The 5,026-nt window shown below is 27.3% G+C and carries 2 protein-coding genes, 1 tRNA gene and 2 pseudogenes; 3 read left to right on the top strand and 2 right to left on the bottom strand.

The window, feature by feature from the left end:
* Positions 1-6 precede the first annotated feature (6 nt).
* Together ACQZHJ_RS00060 and ACQZHJ_RS00055 are read left to right on the top strand one after the other, a co-directional pair.
* Positions 7-85 (top strand) — tRNA-Lys (locus tag ACQZHJ_RS00060).
* Between the two features lie 287 nt (positions 86-372).
* A pseudogene (locus ACQZHJ_RS00055) lies at positions 373-1,164 on the top strand (BglG family transcription antiterminator).
* A 37-nt stretch (positions 1,165-1,201) separates the two neighbouring features.
* On the opposite strand, the gene ACQZHJ_RS00050 reads toward ACQZHJ_RS00055, so the two are convergent.
* Complete coding sequence (locus tag ACQZHJ_RS00050) at positions 1,202-1,681, bottom strand: PTS sugar transporter subunit IIA (RefSeq protein WP_430483547.1); 480 nt, start codon at positions 1,679-1,681, stop codon at positions 1,202-1,204.
* A gap of 731 nt (positions 1,682-2,412) precedes the next feature.
* Here ACQZHJ_RS00050 and ACQZHJ_RS00045 point away from each other — a divergent pair.
* Positions 2,413-3,856 (top strand): annotated as a pseudogene (locus tag ACQZHJ_RS00045) (PTS transporter subunit EIIC).
* 414 nt (positions 3,857-4,270) lie between these two features.
* On the opposite strand, the gene ACQZHJ_RS00040 reads toward ACQZHJ_RS00045, so the two are convergent.
* Positions 4,271-4,447: a TetR/AcrR family transcriptional regulator gene (locus tag ACQZHJ_RS00040; protein ID WP_430483546.1), complete on the bottom strand. Its 177-nt coding sequence runs from the start codon at positions 4,445-4,447 to the stop codon at positions 4,271-4,273.
* Positions 4,448-5,026: the final 579 nt, after the last annotated feature.

Raw genomic sequence — 5,026 nt, 5'->3', positions numbered from 1 at the left:
CAGGTCCATATGATTTGCTAGCTCAGCTGGTAGAGCACGCTACTTTTAATCACGTGTCCAGGGTTTGATTCCCTGCATATTACCAAACCTCTTTATTTTATAGAGGTTTTTTTGTATACAAAAAAATATTTTTTATTGAGATTAATATATAATCTTTGATATATTAATAATAATTTTATTAGTAAAAAAACTGTTTTAATATATAATTGGTATGTAAACAGATATAGACATGGTTATAATATATACAGTATAATTATTATTCAAAATTTGATTTAACCATAATTATAATATGGTAGTCAAATGGTATAAGGAGATTATTATGAGTAAAAGAACCCAAAAAAATATGAGGTTAATAAGGCTTTTAACAATAATATTGTTTTAGTTAATGATGATGATAAAGAATAATATTATTCTTGTAGGGAATAGGATTCAAATATAAAAAGGAATCAATTATTCCTATTGGTACTTAAGTAGAGAAAATATTTACTATACAGGATGAGTCTAATATAGTTAACTTTAGAAGATTAATAGGAAATAATGATAAAGAGTTTATAGCTTTCTGTGAGGAGTTAATTTTAGAGGTTGCAACTGCTTTCAATTCAGAGTTAAATGAAAATATTCATATAGGCCTTATAGATCATATTTCTTTTGCTATTAAAAGAATGAAGAATGGAAAAATACTTAGAAATCCATTTTTAGTTGAAATAGAAACTTTATATCCTAAAGAATTTGAATTAGCTACTGTAATGGTGAGAAAACTTGAGAAATTTACAGGAATAGATATTGTTGATGATGAAATTGGATTTATTGCTATGCATATACATTCAGCACGAACTACTGGTAAAGTATCTAATACAATAAAGTACACATATATAGCTAATACAGCTGTTGAATATATTGAAGATATGCTAGACATAGAAGTTAAGGGCTTCATTATCTTATGCTAGATTTGTTGGGCATTTGAGGTTTGCTATAGAGAGGCTTTTAAATAATACACCAATAAAGAATGATTTACTTTATATAATTAAGATTAAGTATAAGAAATCATATAAAGTTGCTATAGAAATAGCTAAAGCAATAAATGAAGATTTTGGATTGGATGTAACAGAGGATGAAATTGGCTATTTAGCGTTACATGTTGAAAGAATAAGAAAAGAAGAATAATATATAAACAAAAAGCTGACCAATGGTCAGCTTTTTATTATTTTACTTTATAAGTTAAAACAGTATCATTTCCTACAGTAACTGATTGACCTATAACAGGCTTCATTTCTTTTACTATATCTGGGTTAGTGATTAAAACAGGAGTATGTAGTTTTAATCCTTTTCCTAATATGAAATCTCTGTCTATTTTTAATATTGGTGTACCAGCTTTAACTTGTTGTCCTGGCTCAGTTAATCTTTCGAATCCTTCTCCTTCAAGAGAAACTGTATCTATTCCAACGTGTACTAATAACTCAACTCCATTGCTTAAAGTCATAGCAAAAGCATGGTTAGTTTTGAATACTAATGATAATTCTCCATCAGCAGGAGCAACTATTGTATCACCAGTTACTTCTATTGCAACTCCGTCTCCAGCCATTTTCTCAGCGAAAACTTGATCTGGTACTTGTGCTAAATCGATAGTTTTTCCAGTTGCAGGAGCAACTAATTTTAAGTCTTTTTTAAAAAATCCAAACATATTTATTTTCTTAACTCACTCTTTAAGTTAAGAAATTCACATCCTTTCTATATATAGAATCCAATATAAAAAAACAGGCATAAGTCCGCTAAAACTTATGCCTGATTTAACAGTAACATGTTATATTTATATTATATAGTCTTTGAATTTATAAGTCAATACTATTGTTATACAATATCATTTGAAATTTTGTAATATTATACTAATTAGTATTAAATTACTTGAAGTTTATTTTGATATTTTTATTAATCTATTCTTTATATTTTAAGTTGACATTAAAAAAAACTTATAGTATTATGAAAATGTAAACATTTTAAATAATATATTAAGAGAATAATTTAAGCGTGTAACCATTTAAATTTGGGCATTAGCTGAAAAGAATATACTATGTTCTTTTCAGCTTTTTTTATGTTATTTTTTGGAGTTTATCATAAATTTATTTGATAACACATTTGTTTTAGGTGAGATATAACTATTTAAGGTGGATATACTAATATAAAATTAAAAAAGTGAATATCTATATAAGAATTCTTATTAAATTAAATTTTTTGTATGCAAAATTTAATTAACATAAGAAATTTTATATAGGCATTCAAAAAAAGGGAATAAATACATATTATTTATAAGGAATTAATGATAAAATTAGAATGCCTTAAAGTTTAGTAAAAAGACTTTAAAGAAAAGACAAAAGAGCTTAATAAGCAAAGAAAAACTTATAAGGAGGAAATTATATGAGTACTAAAAAAGGTTCAAAAGTTTTAGGTTTTCTTCAAAGAATAGGTAAATCATTAATGGTTCCTATCGCAGTAATGCCTGCATTAGGTTTATTACTAAGACTTGGAGATGCTGACTTATTAAACATTCCTTGGCTTAAGGCTGCTGGTGGAGCTGCCTTTGGTGAAAATATGGCAATGCTTTTTGCTGTAGGTATAGGATTTGGGCTTGCAGAAGAAAATAACGGGGTTGGAGGACTAGCTGGTCTTTTAGGACCTTTAGTTATGAATGGCGTTGCAAAAGCCTTTGATCCATCAATAAATATGGGAGCTTTCGGTGGAGTTGTAGCCGGAGTTACAGGAGGTCTTTTATATAATAAATTCAAAGATATTCAAGTTCCTCAGTTCTTAGGGTTCTTTGGAGGAAAGAGATTTGTTCCAATAGTAACTTCAGCAGTATGTGTATTTTTAGGAATATTCTTTGGATATACTTGGCCAACATTCCAAGCAGGTCTAGATGGGTTTGCTAACATAATGGTTGCAGCAGGTGCTTTAGGAGCAGGTATATATGGATTCTTAAACAGATTATTAATTCCAATTGGATTACATCATGTTATGAATACAGTAATTTGGTTCCAATTAGGAAGCTTTACAGATCCAGTTTCAGGACAAATAGCAACTGGAGATATTACAAGATACTTAGCTGGAGATCCAACAGCAGGGGTTTATACAGCAGGTTTCTATCCAATAATGATGTTTGGTTTACCAGCAGCTTGTTTAGAAATGTATATGTGTGCTAAAAAGAAAAATAAAGCAGTTGTAGGTGGTATGTTCTTATCATTAGCATTAACAGCATTTATAACTGGTATTACAGAGCCAATAGAATTTGCATTCATGTTCTTATCACCAGTACTTTACTTTATACATGCAATACTAACTGGTATATCACTAGCGGTAGCTTATGCGCTGAATGTTCACTTAGCATTTAGTTTCTCAGGTGGATTACTTGACTACATCCTAACTTTGGTAAAGGACAAAATCAATTAATGTTATTAATAATGGGTGCTGTGGCATTTGTAATTTACTATTTCTTATTTGTTTTCTTTATTAAGAAGTTTGATTTAAAAACTCCTGGTAGAGAAGATGACTTTGATGATGATAATGAAAGGACACCTTCTAATGGAACTGTATCAAAAGCAGGTAACAACCCATCAAAGGGTGGAACATTAGCAGAAAGGTGGAAGTTGTTTTAGCTGCACTTGGTGGTAAAGAAAATATAGAAGTTTTAGATAACTGTATAACTAGATTAAGATTAACATTAAAAGATGCTTCAATAATAGATGAAGCAGCTCTTAAGAAAGCAGGAGCTAGTGGAATAATGAAGTTAGATGGAAAGAATGTTCAAGTTATTATGGGAACTTTAGCAGATCCTCTAGCTAGTCAGATGAAAAAATTAATTTAATTAGTAGGATATTAAAATAGATTGAGATAAAATGAAAAGAGCTTATAAGTATTATTTGAATACTTATAGCTCTTTTTAAATATTTAAAAAGTAAAAATAAATCATTTAATGTAAGTTCTGATCTAGATATTAAAATAAGATTATTTAAAATAAAAAATGAAAATTTACTAGATGAAATAGGTGCATTTATTTGTTATTTTTATATGAATATTTATAATCCTTCTAATAACATCATACATTGGATCTATGGATTTATGATTTTTAGATGAATGCTAGCCATTTCTTAAAACATATGGCGGTAATTAGTTAAAAATTCATTTATATTATCAGATATAATCTCAATTTTAGCTTTGAAGGAAATATCGGCATCAACAATTTGGTTAGATTTAAATAATATTGTATTCCAATCTGTTGTTAGTATATCAAGACAAGTCTATCTTTATTTTTAAAGTAGTTATAAAAAGTTCCTGTACCTATATTACACTCTTTAGTAATATTTCTTATATTTAAATTAGTATATCCATTGGATAACAATTGCTTTTTCCCTTCAATTAATAAATCTTCACGTACATTTTTAATTATTTTAGGCATATTAAAGCCTCCTTTAAAAGAACTCGTATAAAAAAATTATAGTATTTAAAAAGAAGAAATTCAAACAATCACAAATAACTATTTTAAATATTCAAGTGAATAAATAGATTTATATTTAAAAGAATAGTTGATAATAAATGTATTAAATTAACTTATGGCTTAAAAACAGTGATAAAACATAAAATATAGAAGAAAAAATATAGTAGGATATTTGCTTTATATTAAATTTCAAAAGTAAACTAAGGGTATGAACATATAAATTAAATGAGGATATTTATTAGGAAAGTATTATTTTAAAGATTAAAATATAATTTAAAGTATATATATGGAAGAGATATACAAATAATACTGGTTAAACTATTCCTAGTGTATCAATATAAAATAAATGTAGTAAAATAAAGAAATATGGAGTAATAAATGAATAATTAGATAAAATGGGTGTTATATATGGGAGGAATAGTTATATACATGGTAAGATAAATCTCGTCGCTAAGAGACACGGCAAACAACTTAACAAAACAAATTAAAAGTTTTGAAAAAAGTTGTTGACAAAGTTTCTAAGTGATGTTAAACTAAGAA

The organism is Clostridium sp. B9, assembly GCF_050509515.1.
Taxonomy (GTDB): domain Bacteria; phylum Bacillota; class Clostridia; order Clostridiales; family Clostridiaceae; genus Sarcina.
This window is presented reverse-complemented; position numbering and strand designations above follow the sequence as displayed.

Bases quoted from the DNA above. Each gene is read 5' to 3' on its own strand.
- ACQZHJ_RS00050 (WP_430483547.1), bottom strand. From the start codon at position 1,681: ATGTTTGGATTTTTTAAAAAAGACTTAAAATTAGTTGCTCCTGCAACT.
- ACQZHJ_RS00040 (WP_430483546.1), bottom strand. From the start codon at position 4,447: ATGCCTAAAATAATTAAAAATGTACGTGAAGATTTATTAATTGAAGGG.